Raw genomic sequence first — 19,601 nt, forward strand, 5'->3', positions numbered from 1 at the left:
CTCCTCGAACACCCCCGCGAAGCGGCCGGTCAGCAGCCCCCGGAAGGCCTCCGCCACCTGCGCCGGGTCGTTCTGGAACACCCCGCACCCCCAGGCGCCCAGCACGAGCCGCCCGTAGCCGTGCAGGGCGGCCACCTCCAGGACCCGCTCGGCCCGCCGGGCCAGCGCGCCGGGGATCTCGTGGGCCCGCTCCGGCTCCTGGCGGCGGATCGTGCCCGCGTTCGGCGCCGGGGAGGTGAGGAATCCCGCCCGGAACGGGGTCTCCAGCAGATCGCCCCGGTCGTCGCGGAAGACCGGCACTCCGGGCGAGTGAATCACCCGGTCGGTGTAGAAGGTGCTCTTCCCCGCGCGGTGCGTCTCGTAGTACTCCGGGGCCTCCAGGAGGGTCTCGTAGAGCGCCGACGCGCGGCACAGGGCCTCCTCCTGCGCCTTGGCCCCGCGTACGTACCCGCCCCCGGGATTGCGGGCCGAGGCGTAGGTGAGGACGGCGACGGGACCCCGCTCGGCGAGGCGACGCGCAGCGACCGTGCTGCTCTCCCCCGTGACCTCGAAGCGCGTCCGGCCCGTCCCACCGACGGCCTCCCCGTCTGGAATGACCGGGTTTGGCCCATATATCCTGGTTCCGGCCTTGGCTTCCGCCAGGTCGGCGGCGAGGGAGATCCGCCGTCCCGACCGCGTCCGGTACCCACCGGTCGCCAGGATCGCCGCGTTCTCCCGGGCGATTTCACGCAATCTGCTGCTCACGCCGCCATCCTCGGGCCGAGACCCCGGGGAGGCAAAGGCATTTGTGCCCCGGGCACGGGTAGGCACGGGTGACAACCGGCCGACGAAACGGCCGCCGACAGGAGACGAGGTTCCGGTCATGACCGAGGACGCACCCGCTCCACCCGTGCAGGACTTCTCCCATACACCCCTCACCGAGTCGGGCGCCGAGGACCTGGTCCACGGCATCTGTTTCAAGACAGGCCCGCCCCGGCTGGTCGGTGCCGAGCTGGAATGGCTGGTGCTCGACGCCGAGCGGCCGTGGCTGCCGCTGGCGCCCGAGCGGCTGTCCGCGGGACACGAGGCGGCCCGCGCGCTGCCCCTGCGTTCCCGGCTCACCGTCGAACCGGGCGGCCAGCTGGAGCTGAGCTCGGCCCCGGCCGCCTCCCTCACCGACTGCGTGGACGGCCTCCAGGCCGACCTGGCCGCCGTCCGCGCCGCCCTCGGCGCCCGCGGCCTGGTGCTGCGCGGACTGGGCCGGGATCCGCGCCGCCCGCTGCGCCGCCTGCTGGCCAGCCCGCGCTACGAGGCCATGGAGACCTACTTCGACCGGACCGGCCCCGCCGGGCGGGCCATGATGCGCTCCTCCGCCTCCGTGCAGGTCTGCGTGGATGCCGGCCAGGAGGAGCCGGGCCCGCTCGGGCACGGCCGGCGCTGGCGGCTCGCGCACCTGCTGGGCGCCGTCCTGGTGGCCTCCTTCGCCAACTCCCCCGCGCACGAGGGCCCGTACCGGGGCTGGCGGTGTGCGCGGCAGGGCATCTGGAGCGACCTCGACACGCGCCGCTCCCTCGCCCCGCCGCTGGACGCCGAACCCCGCGCCGCCTGGACCCGGCACGCGCTGGACACCGAGGTGCTGTGCGTGCGGTCGCACGACGACGGCCCCTGGGAGGTACCGCGCGGGCTGACGTTCCGCGACTGGCTGCGCACCGGCGGCAGCGGTCACGGCCTGCGCCGGCCCACCGCCGAGGACCTGGAGTACCACCTCACCACCCTCTTCCCGCCGGTCCGGCCGCGCGGCCACCTGGAGCTGCGGATGATCGACGCGCAGCCGGGCGAGGACGGCTGGCTGGTGCCGACCGCCGTCACGCACGCGCTGTTCGACGACCCGGAGGCCGCCGAGACCGCCTACCGGGCGGTGAAGGCCCTGGCCGACGCCTACGGATCCGCGCGCGCCCCGCGCAACGCGCTGTGGCGCACCGCCGCCCGGGCCGGGCTGGCCGATCCTGACCTGCGCACGGCCGCCGCGGCCTGCTTCGAGGCGGCGGGCGAGGCCCTGCCCCGGCTCGGCGCGAGCGCACACGTGCAGGAGACCGTGGGCGCTTTCACCGATCGCTACGTACGGCGCGGCCGCTGCCCGGCCGACGACGCCGCGGAACAGGAACTCCTGCAGCCCGCCGGGAAGGGACAGCGCCCGTGACCACCGAGACCCACCCCGAGACCGGCACCGGGCGGCTGCGCGAGCGGGCCGTCGCCGCCCTGACCGCCGCCCGCGCCCGCACGGCCGCGCTGACCGACCCCGTGGACGACCGGGACCTGACCGCGCAGCACTCCCCCCTGATGTCCCCGCTGGTCTGGGATCTGGCGCACATCGGGAACATGGAGGAGCTCTGGCTGCTGCGCAACGTGGCCGGCCGCGAGTCGATGCGCCCCGAGATCGACCCGCTGTACGACGCGTTCGAGCATCCCCGCGCCGAACGGCCGAAGCTGCCCCTGCTGGGCCCGGACGAGGCCCGCCGGTACACGGCCGAAGTCCGCGGACGCGTCTTCGACCTGCTGGAGCGCACCCCGCTGGAGGGCACGGCCCTGCTCGACGGCGGTTACGTCTTCGGGATGATCGCCCAGCACGAACAGCAGCACGACGAAACGATGCTGATCACCCATCAGCTGCGGGTGGGCGCACCGGTGCTGACCGCGCCCGACCCCGAGCCGCCCGCGGGTCCGCCTCCGGCCGCGGCCGAAGTCCTGGTGCCCGGCGGCCCGTTCACCATGGGGACCTCAGCCGAGCCCTGGTCGCTGGACAACGAACGGCCGGCGCACATCCGGGAGGTGGCCCCCTTCTGGATCGACACGGTTCCGGTGACCAACGGCGCCTTCCAGGCCTTCATGGCCGACGGCGGCTACGACGAGCCCCGCTGGTGGGCCGCCGAGGGCCGGGAGCAGATCCGTACGCACGGCATCGAGGCCCCGCTGTTCTGGCACCGCGAGGGCGGACAGTGGCTGCGCCGCCGGTTCGGGGTGACCGAGCCGGTGCCCGCCGACGAGCCGGTGCTCCACGTCAGCTGGTACGAGGCGGACGCGTACGCCCGCTGGGCGGGGCGCCGGCTGCCCACCGAGGCGGAGTGGGAGAAGGCGGCCCGGCACGACCCGGCCACCGGCCGCTCCCGCCGCTACCCCTGGGGCGACGCCGACCCGACCCCCGCGCACGCCAACCTGGGCCAGCGCCACCTGCGCCCGGCCCGCGCCGGCGGCTACCCGGCCGGGGCCTCCCCGCTCGGCGTGCGCCAGCTGATCGGCGACGTGTGGGAGTGGACGGCCTCGGACTTCCTCCCGTACCCGGGGTTCCGCGCCTTCCCGTACCGCGAGTACTCGGAGGTGTTCTTCGGGCCGGAGCACAAGGTGCTGCGGGGCGGCTCCTTCGCCGTGGACCCGGTGGCCTGCCGGGGCACCTTCCGCAACTGGGACCTGCCCGTGCGGCGGCAGATCTTCTCCGGCTTCCGCACCGCGAGGGACATCTGATGTGCCGTCATCTCGCCTACGTGGGACCGCCGATACCCCTGGGCCGACTGCTCAGCGAACCTGAGCACTGCCTGGTGCGGCAGTCCTGGGAGCCGCGCGGGCAGCGCTACGGCACCGTCAACGCGGACGGCTTCGGCGTCGGCTGGTACGCCGAGGGCGACCCGGTCCCGGCGCGCTACCGGCGGTCCGGGCCCGTCTGGGGGGACGAGTCCTTCGCCGACCTCGCCCGCGTGGTGCGCAGCGGGGCCTTCCTGGCCGCCGTGCGCGACGCCACCGTCCCCGGGGCGGACGGGGAGGCCGCCGCCGCGCCGTTCACCTCGGGGCCCTGGCTGTTCAGCCACAACGGGAACGTACGGGACTGGCCGGACGCGGTGGCCGACATCGCCGCCGCCACCCTCCCGCCGCGGGAGATGCTCCAGCTGGCCGCGCGCACCGATTCCGCGCTGGTCTGGGCGCTGGTGCTGCACCGGCTGCGGCAGGGCGACGACCTGGGCACCGCCCTGGCGGAACCGGTCCGCGAGCTGGCCGGCGCCTCGCCCGCGTCCCGGCTGAACCTGCTGCTGACGGACGGCACGGCCATCGCCGCGACCGCCTGGGGGGACTCCCTGTGGTACCTCGCCGATCCGCGGGCGCAGCGGGTGGTCGTGGTGTCGGAGCCGTACGACGACGATCCCCGTTGGTGCGAAGTGCCCGACCGGACCCTGCTGACCGCCACCCCCGCACGGGTCGCCCTGACCCCCCTCAAGGAGACCACCCCGTGAACGACTTCCAGTTGACCCGGACCCTCGACGAGCACGCCGCCGAGACGGCGCTGCGCACCGACGTGCTGAGCGGGCTGACCCGCTTCCCGAAGGAGCTGCCGCCGAAGTGGTTCTACGACGCCCGGGGCAGTGAACTCTTCGAGGAGATCACCCGGTTGCCCGAGTACTATCCGACGCGCGCGGAGCGGGAGATCCTGCTGGAACGGGCCCAGGAGATCGCGTCGGTGTCCGGGGCGCGCACCCTGGTGGAGCTGGGTTCCGGCTCCTCGGAGAAGACCCGGCACCTGATCGAGGCGCTGCCCGCGCTGGAGACGTACGTACCGGTGGACGTGAGCGAGAGCGCGCTGACCGGTGCGGCCGAGGCCCTGCTGGCGGACCATCCCGGGCTGCGGGTGCACGCGCTGCTGGCGGACTTCACGCGGCCGCTGCGGCTGCCGGAGTCGGCGGGCCCCCGGCTGGTGGTGTTCCTGGGCGGCACGATCGGGAACCTGCTGCCGCCCGAGCGGGCCGTGTTCCTGGCGTCCGTACGGGCGATGCTCTCGCCCGGGGACGCCCTGCTGCTGGGCACGGACCTGGTCAAGGATGAGGCCGTGCTGGTGGCGGCGTACGACGACGCCCAGGGGGTGACGGCGGAGTTCAACAAGAACGTGCTCGCGGTGATCGACCGCGAGCTGGGGGCGGACTTCCACACCGCCGATTTCGCGCACGTGGCGGTGTGGAACCGGGAGCACGAGTGGATCGAGATGCGGCTGCGGGCCCGGGAGGCGGTGACGGTGAAGGTGCGGGCGCTGGACCTCGTGGTGCCGTTCGAGGCGGGCGAGGAGATCCTGACGGAGGTCTCGGCGAAGTTCCGTCAGGAGGGCGTCCGCAGGGAACTGGCCGCGGCCGGGCTGGAGTTGTCGCACTGGTGGACGGACTCGGCGGGACGGTTCGCGCTGTCCCTGTCGGTGGCGGACGGAGTCGCGGCGGGCGCGGGAGGCACGGCCGGCTGATGCGGCAGGGGTGAGGGGCGCTGCTGCGCGGGTACGCCCGCCAGCAGGTGCCGCTCCAGCCCGTCCGGCACCCCGTCCGGCGCCCCGTCCAGTACGGCCCGCCGGGCGGCCGCCGCGAGTTCCCGCCGGTCCGGGTACCGGCCCGGCGGGATCCGCGGCAGCAGCCACACCTCGGCGCGCACCCCGCGGGCCCGGGCGATCCGCCACAGGGAGGCGGTCAGCGGGTCGTCCCCGACGAAGGCGGGCGCCCCGGCGACGTCCCCGTCCGCCAGCCGGTAGCGCAGCCGCACCGGCTGTACGGGGACCCGCGCGTCCAGCGCCGCCTGGAAGGCGGCCCGCCGGAAGGGCCCCTGGGCGCGCCCGCACCAGGTGGACCCCTCGGGGAAGACCGTGACCCGGTCCCCGGCCAGCAGCGCCCGGGCGACGGTCTCGACGGTGCGGGGCAGGGCCCGGATCCGGTCGCGTTCGATGAACAGGGTGCCCGCCCGGGCGGCGAGCGCGCCGAGCACCGGCCAGGCGCCGATCTCGCTCTTGGCCAGCATCCGGCACGGCAGCACGGCGGTGACCAGCGGGATGTCCAGCCACGAGATGTGGTTGGCGACGATCAGCCGGCCCCCCTCCTCGCCGGGGGTTCCGTGCACGGTGATCCGTATTCCCAGGGCCCGCAGGAGCGCGGCCGACCAGGCCCGGATCAGGGCACGGCGGGGCCGGGCGGGGAGCAGCCGGACCGGCGCGGCGGCCGGTACGGCGAGCAGGAACAGGGCGAGGGCGGTGGCGAGCCGGAGCACCGCGCGCGGGACGCTCGCGGCCCGCCCGGGGTGACCGGCGCAGTCCTGCGGGGTGCAGGGAGCCGTGGGCAGCCAGACGCTCATGCGCCCGGGGCGAGCGAGAGGAAGTGGTTCAGGTAGCGCGGGTTGGTCCGGCGCAGGGAGAGCAGCACGTACAGGTCGGTGCAGCCGAATTCGGCGTCGAGGGCGGGCTCCCCGCAGACCCAGGCGCCCAGGCGCAGGTAGCCGCGCAGCAGGGGCGGCAGCTCCATGCGCCCGGGGACGGTCACGCCCTCGGGGCTCCACGGGACGTGCGGGGTGACGCGGTACTCCTGCGGGGCGAGGTTGCGGGCCAGGACGGTCTCCCGGGTGGCGGCGGCGAGCACCCCGCCGTCGGCCAGCGGGATCGAGCAGCACCCGGCGAGCCAGTTGTGGCCGGAGCGCTCCATATAGCGGGCGAGGCCGGCCCAGATCAGGGCGATGACGGCGCCGTTGCGGTGGTCGGGGTGGACGCAGGAGCGGCCGACCTCGACCAGGTCGGGGCGGATCGGGTCGAGGGCGGAGAGGTCGAACTCTCCGTCGGAGTAGAGGCGTCCGGCGATGGCGGCGCGCTCGGGGGGCAGCAGCCGGTAGGTGCCGACGACCTGCTCGGTCTCCTCGTCGATGACGAGGAGGTGGTCGCAGTAGGCGTCGAAGGAGTCGATGTCCAGACCCGGCTCGGGGCCGTCCAGGCGGGCGCCGAGCTCCCCGGCGAAGACCTGGTGGCGCAGGCGCTGGGCGGCCCGCACCTCGTTCTCGTCACGGGCGAGGCGGACGGCGTACCGGGGGGTGGCCGGGGCGGGGGGTGCGAGGGGGGACGGGGACAGGGGTGCGATCGTCATGGCTGCTCCTGATCCGGGCACGTGGGGGCCGGGCCGCAGGTGGCGGGCCCGGCTCCTTTACTTCTTCCGTGACCGGCTGGATTCGACATGACTGCTCAGCGGCACTTGGATGTGCGGACGCTGAACTCAGCGGACCGGTGTCCGCCGCGCGGGTCTCAGCGGTCGGAGCTGAGGACCTTGCTCACGGTGTCGGAGGCCGCTTTCGCGGCCTGTGCGGCGTCCTGGCCGTTCAGTACGGCCGTCATGTACGGCTTGATCGGGTTCTTCGCCTCGAGCTCGGCCCAGCGCGCGGATTTCGGGGTGGCCCGGCCCTGGGCGGCGCCGGGGGCCATGGCCGCGGCGCCGTCGTTGCCGTCGACCACATGGGCGAGGGTGGTCTTGTTGGGGACGTAGCTCATGGTGCGGGCGAGTTCCGTCTGCCACTTCTCGCTGACCAGCGCGGTGATCACGTCGACGGCGTGGGAACGCTGCTTCGTCCGCTCCGGGATGATGAGGTCGGAGCCGCCGGTGAAGACGGACCCGGCCTTGTCGGAGGCCTTGCCGGGGATGGGGAAGAAGCCGAGCTTGTCCTTGAGCGCGGGGTTGGCCGCCTCGATCTGGGCGGCCTGGCCGGGCGGGGCGATGATCTGCGCGACCTGGCCGCGGGCGAAGACCTCGGACTGCGGGGGCGTCTCCTCGTCGGCGCTCCTGGGGCCGTCGCCGAGGGCCTGGAGCTGCTTGTAGAAGGCCATTGCGGCCAGGGCCTTCTCGTCGTCGAGGGTGCCGACCCACTGGCCGCCGGCCTCCACGGCCAGGTCGCCGCCCTCGTCCCAGATGAACCCGGCGAGGACGTACCAGTTCTGGCCGGGGAGGTAGATGCCCTGCTGGTCGCCCTTGTCGAGCTTCTGGGTGTCGGCGATCCACTCCTGGCGGTTCTTGGGCGGTGTCTTGATCCCGGCGTTCGCGAACAGGTCCTTGTTGTAGATCACCACCCGGTTGGCGGCGTACCACGGGACTCCGTACTGGGCGCCGTTGACGCTGCCCGGGTCGGAGAGGCCCTTGAGCCAGTCCTTGCTGCCCCATGCGCGCAGGCCTTCGAGGGTGAGCTCGGAGAGGCCGCCGGTCTCGACGTACTGGGCGACCTGGGTGTTGCCGACCTCGATGACGTCGGCGCCCTCCTTCGCCGTGCCGTCGAGGACGGCGTTGACCTTGTCGCCGATGCCCTTCCACTCCTGGATCCTCACGTCCAGGTCGATGCCGGGGTGCTGCTTCTCGAAGTCGGCCGTGAACTTCGTGATGAACTCGTCGGAGGCGCTGCCCTTCATCAGCCAGAGGGTCACCTTCGCGGAGTCCGTTCCCGATCCGGCCGACTGGGCGCCGCAACCGGTCAGGGCGGCCGCCGCCGCGAGGGCCGTACACACGGCGAGGAAGCGCATCTTCACGAGGGTCACGGGGGTCACCTTCTGGGGATGGATCTCAGATGGCTTGAAATTGGCATAGACCAATGGGCGGGTCAACCCCCTTTCACCCGGGATTGTTCACGCAAAGTTCGCGGACACGCCCTTACTGGGGCACCGTGGAACAAGGCAACAGCGACGACTGGCGGGAGACCCCCATGTCCAACCACACCTACCGGGTGACCGAGATCGTCGGCACCTCCACCGAGGGCATCGATCAGGCCATCCGGAACGCCATCGCCCGCGCGGGACAGACCCTGCGCAACCTGGACTGGTTCGAGGTCACGCAGATGCGCGGGCACATCGAGAACGGCCAGGTGGCGCACTACCAGGTAGGGCTGAAGGTGGGCTTCCGCCTCGACGGCGAGGAGTGACGGGGGCCCCTTCGGGGTGCCCCGGATGCCTCAGGCGCGTCAGATGCCTCAGGCGCCTCAGGTGCCTCAGGTACGCCCCTCGCCCTCCTGAGCCGACTTGAGCTCCGGAGCCTCGGCCGCCCAGTTCGCCAGGACCACGCGGAAACCGGCGGCGCGGGCGGCCTGGCAGACGAGTTCGTCGTCGTCGACGAGCATCCGCACCTCGCGGTCCCGGGCGATCCGCTTGAGCACCTCCAGCTTGGTCAGCCGCGCCGGGCGCCGGTCCTGATTGCCGCGCATCCACACCCGGCCCTCGGGCAGGCCGTGCCGGGCCAGCCAGTCGGCGGTGTCCGCCCGGCAGCGCTCCGGGCGGCCCGTCAGGTACACGACCTCGCAGTCGGCGGCGCTCTCCACCGCCAGCGCGATGCCGCGCGCCAGCGGCGGGTCGGCCGGGGCCGCACCGAAGAAGCCCGCCCAGTCCCGGGGGCGGGCTTCCAGGAAGTGCTGCCGGTGGGCGGTGTCGGCGAGGGTGTTGTCGATGTCGAAGACGGCCAGCGGGCGGCGGGGTGCGGTCTCGGTCATGACGGCAGCGTAGGCGCCCCCACCGGCCCCGGCCGTGGCAGGGCGTGCACGGCGCGGTGGTGGGGCGGTTGGGCGGTGGCGCGGTGGGCCGGTGGGCCGGTGGGGCGGTGGGCCGGTGGGGCGGTGGGCCGGTGGGGCGGTCAGCCGGGGAATCCTCGACGCCGTCGCGCGTTGAGACCTGTGTGATCCCGAAAATCTCGATCCTCGACCGGTCCCGCACCCGCGAAGGACACCCCGCCCCGCAGGCACTGCGCGACACCGTGGAACTGGCCCGGGCGGCGGAGGACCTCGGCTACCACCGCTTCTGGGTGTCGGAGCACCACAGCGTGCCCGGCGTCGCGGGCTCCGCCCCGACCGTGCTGGCCGCCGCGGTCGCCGCCGCCACCCGGCGCATCCGCGTCGGCACCGGCGGAGTGATGCTGCCCAACCACCAGCCGCTGGTGGTGGCGGAGCAGTTCGGGGTCCTGGAGGCGCTGTTCCCCGGCCGCATCGACATGGGCCTCGGCCGCTCGGTCGGCTTCACCGGCGGCATCCGCCGGGCCCTGGGCCGCGACACCGGGGACGCCGACCGCTTCGAGGAACAGCTGGCCGAGCTGCTGGGCTGGATCGACGGCACCCAGCGGGCCCACCCCGAGGTGCACGCCCGCCCGGCGGAGGGGCTGCGGATCCCGCCGTTCGTGCTGGCCACCGGCGAGGGCGCCGGGATCGCCGCCCGCGCCGGACTGCCGCTGGTGGTGGGCGACCTGCGGGCCCGCGCCCGGGTCGCGGAGGTCATCGGGCGCTACCGCGAGCGGTTCCGGCCCTCCCCCTGGGGCTCCGCGCCCTACGTGGTGGTCTCCGGGACCGTCGCGGTCGCCGCCACCGAGGAGGCCGCCCGGCGGATCCTGCTCCCGGAGGCCTGGTCCCTCGCCCATTCCCGCACCCGGGGCAGCTTCCCGCCCCTGATCCCGGCCGAGGAGGTCGAGGCGCTGGAGATGACGCCCAAGGAGCGGGAGCTGTACGAGGGCGGCCTGACCGGGCACGTCGCCGGCACCGGGGAGCAGGTCGCGGCGGAGCTCGCCCGGGTCGCGCGGGCCACCGGCGCGGACGAGCTGCTCGTCACCACCTCCACGTACGACCGGACGGCCCTGCTGGAGAGCTTCGCCGGGCTGGCCCGGATCGCCGGACTGGCCTAGGGCCCTAAACTGGGGCGAATGCGCCACTCCCCCGATGTCCCCGCCCTCGACCGCGATGCCGTCGACCCCTGCGTACGGGTGCGGGGCGCCCGGGAGCACAACCTGCGCGGGGTCGACGTGGACATCCCGCGCGACACGCTGACCGTCTTCACCGGGGTCTCCGGCTCCGGGAAGAGCTCGCTGGCCTTCGGCACCCTCTACGCGGAGGCCCAGCGCCGCTACTTCGAGTCCGTGGCCCCGTACGCCCGGCGCCTCATCCACCAGATCGGCGCGCCGAAGGTGGACTCGGTGACCGGGCTCCCGCCCGCCGTCTCCCTGGAGCAGCGCCGCTCCTCCCCGGGCTCGCGCTCCTCGGTGGGTACGGTGACCCTGCTCTCCAACTCCCTGCGGATGCTGTACTCCAGGGCCGGTACGTACCCCCCGGGCGCGCCGCGCCTGGACTCGGACGCCTTCTCGTCCAACACCGCCGCCGGGGCCTGCCCTTCCTGCCACGGGCTCGGCCGCATCCACCGCACCCGCGAGGAACTCCTGGTTCCCGACCCCTCGCTGTCGATCCGTCAGGGAGCCGTCGCCGCCTGGCCGGGCGCCTGGCAGGGCAAGAACCTGCGGGACATCCTGGAGGTGCTCGGCCACGACGTGGACCGGCCCTGGCGGGAGCTGCCCGCGCGGGACCGCGAGTGGATCCTGTTCACGGAGGAGCAGCCGGTGGTCACCGTGCACCCGGTGCGGGACGCCGACCGGATCCAACGCCCGTACCAGGGCACCTACATGAGTGCCCACCGCTACGTGATGCGGACCTTCTCGGACACCAAGAGCGCCACCTTGCGGGCGCGCGCCGAGAAGTTCCTCACCGACGGGCCGTGCCCGGTGTGCGGGGGCCGCAGGCTGCGGCCGGAAGCCCTGGCGGTGACGTACGCGGGCCGCACGATCGCGGAGCTCGCGGGGCTGGCGCTGACCGAGCTGGACGGCGTACTGCACACGGAGGCACCGCGGGAGGAAGCGGCCCGGGTGCTCGCGGAGGACCTGCGTTCGCGGATCGGGCCGGTCGTGGAGCTCGGGCTCGGCTACCTGAGCCTGGACCGGACCGCCCCGAGCCTGTCGGCGGGCGAGCTCCAGCGGCTGCGGCTGGCGACGCAGCTGCGGTCGGGGCTGTTCGGGGTGGTGTACGTCCTGGACGAGCCGTCGGCGGGGCTGCACCCGGCCGACACCGAGGCGCTGCTCGGCGTACTGGACCGGCTCAAGGCGGCCGGGAACACCGTCTTCGTGGTCGAGCACCACCTGGACGTGGTGCGGCACGCGGACTGGCTGGTGGACGTCGGGCCGCTCGCCGGCGAACACGGCGGCCGGATCCTGTACAGCGGGCCGCCCGAGGGACTGGCGGGCGTGGCCGGGTCCGCGACGGCCCGCCACCTGTTCGCGCAAGCCCCGGCGGCCGGTCCGCGGCCGGTCCGCGCGGCCACCGGGTCGGTCCGCCTCACGGGCGTGGACCGGCACAACCTGCGTGACGTGACGGTGGAGTTCCCGCTCGGGGTGTTCACGGCGGTGACCGGGGTGTCGGGTTCGGGGAAGTCCACGCTGGTGGGCGAGGTGCTCGCGCGGGAGGTCGGCGGCCGGCTGGCGGAGGCGGACTTCCCGGTGCGGCGGCTGGTGGAGGTGGACCAGAAGCCGATCGGGCGCACGCCGCGCTCCAACCTGGCCACGTACACGGGGCTGTTCGACGTCGTGCGCAGGCTGTTCACCGCGTTGCCCGAGTCGAAGGCGCGCGGCTGGAAGGCGGGCCGGTTCTCCTTCAACGTGCCGGGCGGCCGCTGCGAGACCTGCCAGGGCGAGGGCTTCGTCTCGGTCGAGCTGCTCTTCCTGCCCAGTACGTACGCCCCGTGCCCCACGTGCGCGGGCGCCCGGTACAACGCGCCGACGCTGGAGGTGCGTTACGCCGGTCTGACCATCGCGGAGGTCCTCGGCCTGACGGTGGAGGCGGCCTCGGAGTTCTTCTCGGAGGTCCCGGCGGCGGAGCGCAGCCTGCGGGCGCTGGTGGACATCGGCCTGGGGTACCTGCGGCTGGGCCAGCCGGCGACGGAGCTGTCGGGCGGCGAGGCGCAGCGCATCAAGCTGGCGACGGAACTGCAGAGGCTGCGCCGGGACCACACCCTGTACCTGCTGGACGAGCCGACGACGGGCCTGCACCCGGCCGATGTGCGGGTGCTGCTGCGGCAGTTGCACGGGCTGGTGGACGCGGGGCACTCGGTGGTGGTCGTGGAACACGACATGGAGGTGGTGGCGGGCGCGGACTGGGTCATCGACCTGGGCCCGGGCGGCGGCACGGAGGGCGGCCGCGTCACGGCCTGCGGCCCGCCCCCGCAGGTCGCCGCCTCTCCCACCGCACGCACGGCTCCCTACCTGGCGCGGGCGCTGGGCCTGGCGTAGGCCGCGGCTGGAGCTGCGGCGGCGTGTGTCACGCGTCTCCGGGCAGGAGGTGCTGCGGGAGTTCGCGGAAGGTCCAGTGGCCCTGGGTGCGGGTGAGGATCCAGACGAGGTCGTAGCGGTCGGGGTAGGCGGCGGGGAGGCCGAGGGTCCGGTCGGCTCCGAGGGCCTCGATCAGGCGGGGGATGCCGGTGTGTTCCCAGCAGACGAGGGCGGGCGTCCGGGCGTCCAGCACGGCGCGCGCCAGGGCCGCTTCGAAGCCGAGGGCGAATTCACCGCGTACGGGCATCCGCAGGGCGGTGGCCAGGGGCTCAAGGGTCTGCTTGGACCGGGCGGGGGCGCCCGCCGGTCCGCCGGTCGCGAAGAGCACGGCGGGGCGCGGCAGCCGGGCACCGTCGGCGGGGGCGAAGAGCCGGTGCAGCTCTTCGGCGCGGCGCACGCCCCGGCCGGCGAGGGCGCCGGGGTGCTCGACGCCGTCGTCGTCCTCGCCGGTGTCCCCCGCGTACGGCTTCTCGGCGTGCCGCATCACCATCACGAGGGCGTCCTTCGCGGACGGCTGCGGGCCGGGCGCCGGGCCGCGGGCGGCGTCCCGCGCGGTGCACCCGGCCGCCGCCAGGGGTACGAGGGCGGCGGCCAGCACGCTGCGTCGGCGCGGTCCGGACCCGGCGGGGGCTTGTGGCATGGGGCCCACTGAACCGTACGGGCCGTACGCGTCCGCGGCGCGGCGCGGCGTACGGCCCGTACGAGCGCCCGGTCGGCCGATCGGATCAGCCGATCGGCGGATGGGCGGACCGGACCGGCGGGGCTCAGGTCTTGCGGACCGCGCGCAGCCACTCCTTGTTCATCGCGGCGATCGACGGCAGCGGGATGCCCTTGGGGCAGGCCGTGGCGCATTCGCCGGTCAGGGTGCAGCCGCCGAAGCCCTCGTCGTCCATCCGGGCCACCATGTCCAGCACCCGGGTCTCGCGCTCCGGGGAGCCCTGCGGCAGCACGCCCAGGTGGTTGACCTTGGCGGAGGTGAACAGCATCGCGGAGCCGTTGGGGCAGGCCGCCACGCAGGCGCCGCAGCCGATGCACTCGGCGTGCTCGAAGGCGAAGTCGGCGTCGGGCTTGGGCACGGCGGTGGCGTGCGCCTCGGGCGCGGATCCGGTGGGCGCGGTGATGTAGCCGCCGGCCTGGATGATCCGGTCGAAGGCGCTGCGGTCCACGACCAGGTCCTTGACCACGGGGAAGGCCGAGGCGCGCCACGGTTCGACGTCGATGGTGTCCCCGTCGGCGAAGGACCGCATGTGGAGCTGGCAGGTGGTGGTGCGCTCGGGGCCGTGGGCGTCGCCGTTGATGACGAGGCTGCACGCGCCGCAGATGCCCTCGCGGCAGTCGTGGTCGAAGGCGACCGGGTCCTCGCCGCGCAGGATGAGGTCCTCGTTGAGGGTGTCGAGCATCTCCAGGAAGGACATGTCCTTCGAGATGCCGTCGACCTCGTAGGAGGCCATGGCGCCGGGGGCGCCGGCGTTCGGCTGGCGCCAGACGCGCAGGGTGAGCTTCATGCGTAGCTCCGCTGGGTGGGGTGGACGTACTCGAAGACGAGGTCTTCCTTGTGCAGGACGGGTGCGGCCGCGGTGCCGCGATACTCCCAGGCGGCCGCGTAGCCGAACTCCTCGTCACGGCGGGCCGCTTCGCCGTCCGGGGTCTGGGACTCCTCGCGGAAGTGGCCGCCGCAGGACTCGGCGCGGTGGAGGGCGTCGAGGCACATCAGCTCGGCGAGTTCGAGGTAGTCGACGATGCGGTTGGCCTTCTCCAGCGACTGGTTGAACTCCTCGCCGCGGCCGGGGACCTTGATGCGCCGCCAGAACTCCTCGCGGATCTCCGGGATGCGGGCCAGCGCCTTGCGCAGTCCCTCCTCGGTGCGGGCCATCCCGCAGTACTCCCACATGAGTTCGCCGATCTCGCGGTGGAAGGAGTCGGGGGTGCGGTCCCCGTCGACGGCGAGCAGCTTGTCGAGGCAGTCGCGGGTCTCGCGTACGGCGGCCGCGGCCTCGGGGTGGCTGTCGTCGATCCGCTCGTGGTGCGGGTGGCGCGCCAGGTAGTCGTTGATGGTGGAGGGGAGCACGAAGTAGCCGTCGCCGAGGCCCTGCATGAGGGCGGAGGCGCCGAGGCGGTTCGCGCCGTGGTCGGAGAAGTTGGCCTCACCGATGGCGAACAGGCCCGGGACGGTGGTCTGGAGGTCGTAGTCGACCCACAGGCCGCCCATCGTGTAGTGCACGGCGGGGTAGATCCGCATGGGGACCTCGTACGGGTTCTCCGCGGTGATCCGCTCGTACATGTCGAAGAGGTTGCCGTACTTCTCGGCGACCTCGTCCCGGCCCATGCGGCGGATGGCGTCGGCGAAGTCGAGGTAGACGCCCTGGCCGCCGGGGCCCACCCCGCGGCCCTCGTCGCAGACGTTCTTCGCGGCGCGGGAGGCGATGTCGCGGGGGACGAGGTTGCCGAAGGAGGGGTAGATCCGCTCCAGGTAGTAGTCGCGCTCCTGCTCGGGGATCTCGGCGGCGGGGCGCGTGTCGCCCTTGGCCTTGGGGACCCAGATGCGGCCGTCGTTGCGCAGGGACTCGCTCATCAGGGTGAGCTTGGACTGGTGGTCGCCGGTGCGCGGGATGCAGGTGGGGTGGATCTGGGTGAAGCAGGGGTTGGCGAAGTACGCGCCACGCCGGTGCGCCCGCCAGACGGCGGTCGCGTTGGAGTTCATGGCGTTGGTGGAGAGGTAGAAGACGTTGCCGTAGCCTCCGCTCGCCAGCACGACGGCGTCGGCGTAGTGGGTGTCGATGCGGCCGGTGACCAGGTCGCGGGCGACGATGCCGCGGGCCACGCCGTCGACGGTGATCAGGTCGAGCATCTCGGTACGGGCGTGCATCTCGACGTTGCCCGCGGCGATCTGCCGGGACAGCGCCTGGTAGGCGCCCAGCAGCAGCTGCTGGCCGGTCTGGCCGCGGGCGTAGAAGGTGCGGGAGACCTGGACGCCGCCGAAGGAGCGGGTGTCGAGGAGTCCGCCGTACTCGCGGGCGAAGGGGACGCCCTGGGCGACGCACTGGTCGATGATCTCGACGGAGATCTGGGCGAGGCGGTGGACGTTGGACTCGCGGGCGCGGAAGTCCCCGCCCTTGACGGTGTCGTAGAAGAGGCGGTGGACGGAGTCACCGTCGTTGCGGTAGTTCTTCGCGGCGTTGATGCCGCCCTGCGCTGCGATGGAGTGCGCGCGGCGCGGGGAGTCGGAGAAGCAGAACTGGACGACGTGGTAGCCCTGCTCGGCGAGGGTCGCGCCGGCCGCGCCGCCCGCCAGGCCGGTGCCGACGACGATGATGCGGTGCTTGCGGCGGTTGGCGGGGTTGACGAGCTTGGCCTCGAAGCGGCGGCGGTCCCAGCGCTCGGCGATCGGGCCTTCGGGGGCCTTGGCGTCGGCGATCGGGTCACCGGTCGTGTAGTCGGCGTAGGCGGAGTCGGCGGCGTGTTCGGTGGTCATGGTCAGCTCACCATTCCGGTCATGACGGCGACGGGGACGGACACGAAGCCCGTGAAGAGGACGAGGGCCAGGGCGTTGGCCAGGAACTTCAGCGTCCGCTCGCGCCGGGCGCTGCCCGCGCCGAGGGTCTGGGCGGCGCTCCAGAAGCCGTGGCGTACGTGGAGGCCGAGGGCGGCCATCGCCACGATGTAGAGGGTGTTCCCGTACCAGGTGGAGAAGGTGGCGAGGACGTTCTCGTACGGGTGTCCGGCCCAGGCGCGCTCGTTGACGGTGAGGGTGGTCAGGTCGAGGAGGTGCCAGACGATGAAGAGGGCGAGGATGATCCCGCCCCAGCGCATGGTGCGCGTCGCGTAACTGGCACGGCGGCGCTTGCGCACGTACTTCACCGGGCGCGCCTTGATGTCGCGGCGGCTGAGCTGGTAGGCGCACACCGCGTGGGCGACCACGGCGGCGACCAACACCACGCGGACGATCCACAGGGCCCACTCGTGGTGCAGGAAGGGGGAGCCGAGGGTGCGCAGCCAGTGGGCGTAGCCGTTGAACTCGTCCGCCCCGAAGAAGATCTTGAGGTTGCCGAGCATGTGCACGACGAGGTAGCCGAGCATGATCAGGCCGGAGACGGCCATCACGGACTTCTTGCCGACGGTGGAGTCCCAGATGGTGCGCGAGGTGGACGGCCGTCGATCCGTCCGCGTTGCCAGAGCCATGTCATTGACCGTAGGGACCAAGGTCCCGAAAGGTCCAAGACATGGTGGAGCTGATCTCGATAGGCAATGACTATCGAGGGCGCTTCTCCGCCGCTAGCCTGGCGGTATGCAGTTCCAGCAGCTCGTCTATTTCGTGGCCGTCGCCGAGACCCGGCACTTCACCCGCGCCGCCGAGCGCGAGCACGTGGCGCAGCCCTCGCTGTCCCAGCAGATCAAGGCGCTCGAACGGGAGCTGGGGGCCGAGCTGTTCAGCCGTGCCCGGGGCAACATCACGCTCACCGACGCGGGCGAGGCACTGCTGCCGCTGGCCCGCCGGATCCTGGCCGACGCGGACACGGCGCGCCTGGAGGTGCAGGAACTGGCGCAGCTGCGGCGCGGGCGGGTGCGGCTGGGGGCCACGCCGAGCGTGTGCACGGGCCTGCTGCCCGCCGTCCTGCGGGACTTCCACAGGGCGCATCCGGGGATCGAGCTGCTGATCGAGGAGAGCGGTTCGCTCGACCTCGTACGGGAACTCGCGCGCGGGGTCCTGGACCTGGCGCTGATCGCGCTGCCGCTGCCGCCCTCGGCGCCCGCCCTGACGACGGTGGAGCTGCTGACGGAGGACCTGGTCGTGGTCTCGTCGGCCACCCTCCCGCCACCGGCGGGCGGCCGGGAGCCGGCCATCGCCGATCTGCGCGACGAGCCCATGGTCATGTTCCGCCACGGCTACGACCTGCGGGACCTGACCGTGGCGGCCTGCCGGGCGGCGGGCTTCGAGCCGGTGTTCACGGTGGAGGGCGGCGAGATGGACGCGGTCCTGGGCTTCGTGCGGGCGGGGCTGGGGCTCGCGGTGGTCCCGGCCATGGTCGTCGACCACGCCGACCCGGGCCTGCGCACCACCCGCCTCGCGGGCTCCCCCCTGCGCCGGACGATCGCCCTGGCCCACCGCACCGATGTGGCACCGCCACGCGCGGCCCGCGAACTGAAGCGCATGCTCGTCGGCTGACGGGCGCCGCGGCGAGGCGGTTCAGCGGGCCTCGTGGTGGACGCGCAGCCGCAGGCAGACGGCCGGGGCTCCCGCCTACGCCCGGGCCGGGAGGGCCTGGTCCAGGCCGTCGGCCAGTAGGGCGAAGGCGGTGTCGGCGTCGGTGACGGCGGCCGGGTAGGCCTCGTCGGCGCTCTGGCCGGCGGAGATCCGCCGGTAGTTCTCCCGGCCCAGCTCCCTGCGGACCGTCACCAGGTGCAGCGCCGCCAGCCGGGCGGTGAGCGGTGCCACCGACTCCCCCTCCAGGACGGCGGCGAGCAGCTCCACCTCGCGCGCCGTGTAGTGCGCCAGCCGGGATCCCAGACTCTCCGTCGAGTACAACAGCCCCTGGAAGGCGAGCACATTGGGATGGTCGCAGAGCCCGGTGATCGGGTCGCGCTCGGCGAGGGCCGCCAGGAAGTGCTCGCGCAGCGCCCGCACCGGCGTCCGGCCCGCCTCCCGGTCGCGCACGATGCGCGCCGCCTCGTCCTGATGGTCGGCGAACCGGTCGAGCACCAGGTCCTCCTTGCTCGGGAAGTACCGGAACAAGGTGGGCTTGGAGACCTCCGCGGCCGCGGCCACATCGGCCACCGACACGGCGTCGAAGCCCCGTTCCAGGAAGAGTTCCAGCGCCGTGGCCGCCAGCTGGCGACGCGTACGCAGCTTCTTGCTCTCGCGCAGACCCGTCGTGTTGTCCATGCCCCGAGCGTATCACAAAATCATGACCGGGTTAATTTCGTGACCGGGTTGCGTTTTCTTCCGCGACGCGCTTTCCTTGAGTCATCGACGACGGAAGGACATCCGATGACCGACGTACTGATCGCGGGCTCCGGCCCCACCGGACTGACCCTGGCCTGCGACCTGGCCCTCCGCGGCATCTCCGTCCGCGTGCTCGACCAGCGGCCGGCTCCGCACCGCGAGTCCCGCGGCAAGAGCCTCACCCCGGGCAGCCTGGAGGTCTTCGCCCGGCTCGGTATTGCCGAGCGGATCTCCGCCATCGGCACGCGGGACCTGGTCCTGCGCAAGTACTTCGACGGCGCCCACATCAACGACACTCCGATCGGCCTCGGGGTCCTCATCTCCCAGTGGCAGATCGAAGAGGCCCTGCGCGAGCGGCTCGCCGCCCTCGGCGTACGCGTCGAGTACGAGGCCCAGGTCGTGGACATCGCCCAGGAGGCGAGCGGGGTCGACGTACGGCTGGCCGCTGCCGCCCACGCTGGAGGGGTTCCAGCGGCTGTTCGACCGGCACGCCCGGATGGAGGGGATACGGCTGACGGATCCCACCTGGATGTCGGTCTGGCGGGTCAATGTCCGCATGGCCGCCCGGATGCGCGAGGGCCGGGTGTTCCTCGCAGGGGACGCGGCCCATGTCCACCCCATAGCCGGCGGACTGGGCATGAACACCGGCATCCAGGACGCGTCGGCCCTCGGCCGGGCCCTGGCCGACGCCCTGACCGGGAAGGGCTCGCTCGACACGTACGAGGCCGAGCGGCTGCCGGCGGCCGCCGAGC

At 73.4% G+C, this 19,601-nt stretch carries 18 protein-coding genes and 2 pseudogenes; 10 read left to right on the top strand and 10 right to left on the bottom strand.

Going from position 1 to position 19,601, the window contains the following annotated elements:
• Nucleotides 1-744, bottom strand: a 744-nt coding sequence (locus tag ACFV0Q_RS21890; protein WP_385007801.1) for a TIGR02452 family protein, incomplete at its 3' end; no start/stop codon positions are given.
• A 118-nt stretch (nucleotides 745-862) separates the two neighbouring features.
• Here ACFV0Q_RS21890 and egtA point away from each other — a divergent pair.
• The 4 genes from egtA to egtD are packed head-to-tail and all read left to right on the top strand — an operon-like array spanning nucleotide 863 to nucleotide 5,251.
• Nucleotides 863-2,179: an ergothioneine biosynthesis glutamate--cysteine ligase EgtA gene (egtA, locus tag ACFV0Q_RS21895; RefSeq protein WP_385007803.1), complete on the top strand. Its 1,317-nt coding sequence runs from the start codon at nucleotides 863-865 to the stop codon at nucleotides 2,177-2,179.
• Nucleotides 2,176-3,498 (top strand): ergothioneine biosynthesis protein EgtB, encoded by a 1,323-nt coding sequence (gene egtB, locus ACFV0Q_RS21900; RefSeq protein WP_385007806.1) that lies wholly within the window; start codon nucleotides 2,176-2,178, stop codon nucleotides 3,496-3,498. Before egtA ends, egtB begins: the two co-directional genes overlap by 4 nt.
• A complete protein-coding gene (gene egtC, locus ACFV0Q_RS21905) occupies nucleotides 3,498-4,259 on the top strand; it encodes an ergothioneine biosynthesis protein EgtC (RefSeq protein WP_385007809.1) in 762 nt (253 codons plus the stop codon). The genes egtB and egtC overlap by 1 nt, the downstream gene beginning before the upstream one ends.
• Nucleotides 4,256-5,251 (top strand): L-histidine N(alpha)-methyltransferase, encoded by a 996-nt coding sequence (gene egtD / locus ACFV0Q_RS21910; RefSeq protein WP_385007811.1) that lies wholly within the window; start codon nucleotides 4,256-4,258, stop codon nucleotides 5,249-5,251. Before egtC ends, egtD begins: the two co-directional genes overlap by 4 nt.
• 341 nt (nucleotides 5,252-5,592) lie before the next feature.
• Here egtD and ACFV0Q_RS21915 read toward each other — a convergent pair.
• From ACFV0Q_RS21915 to ACFV0Q_RS21925, 3 genes and pseudogenes are all read right to left on the bottom strand, one after another.
• Nucleotides 5,593-6,123: pseudogene (locus ACFV0Q_RS21915) on the bottom strand (lysophospholipid acyltransferase family protein); the annotation flags it as partial.
• On the bottom strand, nucleotides 6,120-6,899 hold the full coding sequence (locus ACFV0Q_RS21920; protein ID WP_385007813.1) for a GNAT family N-acetyltransferase: 780 nt from the start codon (nucleotides 6,897-6,899) through the stop codon (nucleotides 6,120-6,122). The pseudogene ACFV0Q_RS21915 and the gene ACFV0Q_RS21920, both read right to left, overlap by 4 nt.
• A 155-nt stretch (nucleotides 6,900-7,054) precedes the next feature.
• The gene (locus ACFV0Q_RS21925) at nucleotides 7,055-8,320 is read right to left on the bottom strand and encodes an extracellular solute-binding protein (RefSeq protein ID WP_385007836.1); all 1,266 of its coding nucleotides are present in this window, start codon (nucleotides 8,318-8,320) and stop codon (nucleotides 7,055-7,057) included.
• A gap of 173 nt (nucleotides 8,321-8,493) precedes the next feature.
• On the opposite strand from ACFV0Q_RS21925, the gene ACFV0Q_RS21930 reads away from it, so the two are divergent.
• On the top strand, nucleotides 8,494-8,709 hold the full coding sequence (locus tag ACFV0Q_RS21930; protein WP_385007838.1) for a dodecin: 216 nt from the start codon (nucleotides 8,494-8,496) through the stop codon (nucleotides 8,707-8,709).
• Nucleotides 8,710-8,775: 66 nt separating this feature from the next.
• On the opposite strand, the gene ACFV0Q_RS21935 is transcribed toward ACFV0Q_RS21930, so the two are convergent.
• Nucleotides 8,776-9,270 (bottom strand): hypothetical protein, encoded by a 495-nt coding sequence (locus ACFV0Q_RS21935; protein ID WP_385007815.1) that lies wholly within the window; start codon nucleotides 9,268-9,270, stop codon nucleotides 8,776-8,778.
• A 182-nt stretch (nucleotides 9,271-9,452) separates the two neighbouring features.
• Here ACFV0Q_RS21935 and ACFV0Q_RS21940 point away from each other — a divergent pair, with 182 nt between their 5' ends.
• Together ACFV0Q_RS21940 and ACFV0Q_RS21945 are read left to right on the top strand one after the other, a co-directional pair.
• Complete coding sequence (locus ACFV0Q_RS21940; RefSeq protein WP_385007817.1) at nucleotides 9,453-10,445, top strand: MsnO8 family LLM class oxidoreductase; 993 nt, start codon at nucleotides 9,453-9,455, stop codon at nucleotides 10,443-10,445.
• Nucleotides 10,446-10,463: 18 nt separating this feature from the next.
• A complete protein-coding gene (locus ACFV0Q_RS21945; protein WP_385007819.1) occupies nucleotides 10,464-12,869 on the top strand; it encodes an ABC transporter in 2,406 nt (801 codons plus the stop codon).
• A gap of 28 nt (nucleotides 12,870-12,897) precedes the next feature.
• Here ACFV0Q_RS21945 and ACFV0Q_RS21950 read toward each other — a convergent pair whose 3' ends face one another.
• The 4 genes from ACFV0Q_RS21950 to ACFV0Q_RS21965 form a co-directional block, all read right to left on the bottom strand.
• A complete protein-coding gene (locus ACFV0Q_RS21950; protein WP_385007821.1) occupies nucleotides 12,898-13,548 on the bottom strand; it encodes a hypothetical protein in 651 nt (216 codons plus the stop codon).
• Nucleotides 13,549-13,672: 124 nt separating this feature from the next.
• A complete protein-coding gene (locus tag ACFV0Q_RS21955) occupies nucleotides 13,673-14,413 on the bottom strand; it encodes a succinate dehydrogenase/fumarate reductase iron-sulfur subunit (RefSeq protein ID WP_385007823.1) in 741 nt (246 codons plus the stop codon).
• Complete coding sequence (locus ACFV0Q_RS21960; RefSeq protein WP_385007825.1) at nucleotides 14,410-16,380, bottom strand: fumarate reductase/succinate dehydrogenase flavoprotein subunit; 1,971 nt, start codon at nucleotides 16,378-16,380, stop codon at nucleotides 14,410-14,412. Before ACFV0Q_RS21960 ends, ACFV0Q_RS21955 begins: the two co-directional genes overlap by 4 nt.
• 2 nt (nucleotides 16,381-16,382) lie before the next feature.
• Complete coding sequence (locus ACFV0Q_RS21965) at nucleotides 16,383-17,087, bottom strand: succinate dehydrogenase (protein ID WP_385007827.1); 705 nt, start codon at nucleotides 17,085-17,087, stop codon at nucleotides 16,383-16,385.
• A gap of 106 nt (nucleotides 17,088-17,193) precedes the next feature.
• Between ACFV0Q_RS21965 and ACFV0Q_RS21970 the strand changes: the two genes are divergently transcribed.
• The gene (locus ACFV0Q_RS21970) at nucleotides 17,194-18,072 is read left to right on the top strand and encodes a LysR family transcriptional regulator (protein ID WP_385007829.1); all 879 of its coding nucleotides are present in this window, start codon (nucleotides 17,194-17,196) and stop codon (nucleotides 18,070-18,072) included.
• Nucleotides 18,073-18,147: 75 nt separating this feature from the next.
• On the opposite strand, the gene ACFV0Q_RS21975 is transcribed toward ACFV0Q_RS21970, so the two are convergent.
• Nucleotides 18,148-18,789 (bottom strand): TetR/AcrR family transcriptional regulator, encoded by a 642-nt coding sequence (locus ACFV0Q_RS21975; protein ID WP_385007832.1) that lies wholly within the window; start codon nucleotides 18,787-18,789, stop codon nucleotides 18,148-18,150.
• Nucleotides 18,790-18,894: 105 nt separating this feature from the next.
• On the opposite strand from ACFV0Q_RS21975, the pseudogene ACFV0Q_RS21980 reads away from it, so the two are divergent.
• A pseudogene (locus tag ACFV0Q_RS21980) lies at nucleotides 18,895-19,233 on the top strand (FAD-dependent oxidoreductase); the annotation flags it as partial.
• 145 nt (nucleotides 19,234-19,378) lie between these two features.
• Nucleotides 19,379-19,601 (top strand): FAD-dependent monooxygenase (locus tag ACFV0Q_RS21985; protein ID WP_385007834.1); only part of this gene is annotated, 223 nt, incomplete at its 3' end.

The organism is Streptomyces sp. NPDC059564 (assembly GCF_042735575.1).
Lineage (GTDB): Bacteria > Actinomycetota > Actinomycetes > Streptomycetales > Streptomycetaceae > Streptomyces.